1 protein-coding gene is annotated in these 1,406 nt (G+C 71.8%); it reads left to right on the forward strand.

Annotated elements, in window-relative coordinates; all coding sequences use genetic code 11:
- Positions 1–175 precede the first annotated feature (175 nt).
- Positions 176–1,294 (forward strand): hypothetical protein, encoded by a 1,119-nt coding sequence (locus AB0J09_RS64730; RefSeq protein WP_360714423.1) that lies wholly within the window; start codon positions 176–178, stop codon positions 1,292–1,294.
- Positions 1,295–1,406: the final 112 nt, after the last annotated feature.

The following is a 1,406-nucleotide window of genomic DNA, read 5'->3' on the forward strand; positions in this document are numbered from 1 at the left end:
GGGAGATCCGGGTGGAGGTCGCGGACGCGGGCGGCGGCTTCGACCCCGCGCGGGTGCCGCCCGACCGGTTCGGCGTGCGCGGGTCGATCCTCGACACGATGCGCTCGCTGCCGAACGCCGGTGCCGACATCCGGTCCGGCGACCAGGGCACCCGGGTGAGCCTGTGGTGGCGGCCATGACCGATGACATCGAGGAGGTCGCCCAGCGCTACGCCCGCTACACCGCCATCGGCGCCGTGGTGATCACCGCGGCCTGGCACATCGGCTACGACCTCACCGTCACCATCGCGGGCTGGCCGTCCTTCCGCTGGCCGAGCCTGGCGGCGGCCGCCTGGATCGGCTACACGGCGATCGCGGTGATCGCCGCGCGATCGCTGATAAGGACGTTCGGCGGCCTGACCAGGGCCGGCCGGCCGGCCGTCGCCGTGCTGGCCGTGGACGTCGCGGTGATCGTGTCCTGCCGCCCCGAGGACCTGCTGGGCGCGGCCGACTGGGGCTGGGGCTCGGTGGGCTGGCTCGGCGTCATGCTCCTGTGGAACCGGCCCCGCTGGCGGAGCGAGCTGATCGCGTTCCTCTCCGTCAACGCCGGCGTCATGCTGGCCGCGATGATCGTGACGGGGACGGTCGACCGGGTCTCCATCGCCAAGTACCTCATGGTCATGGTCGGGAGCATCACGCTCCAGCTCGGGTACGCGGCGGGCTGCCACACGCTCCGCGTCCGGGCCGAGGACGCCGCGCTGCTGGCCCGCCGGCTGATCGCCGACGACGCCTGGCGGGTGTCCGCCCAGCGCATCCACGCCGACCGGCTACGCCGGTACGCCGCGATCCGTGACGTGGCGGAGTCGCTGCTCAAGCAGCTCGCCGACGGGGCCGACCCGGGGGATCCCCGCGTACGCGAGGACTGCACGGCCGGGGCCATGCGGCTGCGCCGGCTCATCACGGAGCGGGAGGACGTACCCGACGAGCTGGTGTCCGTGCTGCGCGAGCGCATCGACGCGGCCGAACGGCGCCAGGTACTGGTGACCGCGCCGCCGTTCGGGCAGCGGATGCCGGCGCTGCCGGAAGGCGTACGGGAAGATCTGCTCAGGGCGCCCGTCCGGGCGCTGGACGGTGCGCGGTCGCGGGCCAGGGTGACCGTGTCCGCGATGTCGACCCTGGTGAGCGTGGCCGTCGTGGCCGACAGCGACGGCCTGTCCATCAGCACCACTCCGGTACACGAGCCGAGCGGGGTCGTCGTCACCTACCAGCGTCAGGGAGGGGACGTGTGGGTCAACAGCATTTGGCAGAGCCCATGAGGGGTGGGGCGGGGAGCGCGCCGGACCGGAGGGGGGCCGCGGCCCGACCCCAAAACCAAGAAAGGAAAAGCAAAACACATGAAACCACAAACCAAAAAATGATAAGTCTATT

Source organism: Nonomuraea sp. NPDC049784 (assembly GCF_040659615.1).
In the GTDB taxonomy this organism is placed as follows: domain Bacteria; phylum Actinomycetota; class Actinomycetes; order Streptosporangiales; family Streptosporangiaceae; genus Nonomuraea.

What these genes read in the sequence shown, in the direction of transcription:
- AB0J09_RS64730 (WP_360714423.1), top strand. Translation starts at nt 176, where the DNA reads ATGACCGATGACATCGAGGAGGTCGCCCAGCGCTACGCCCGCTACACC.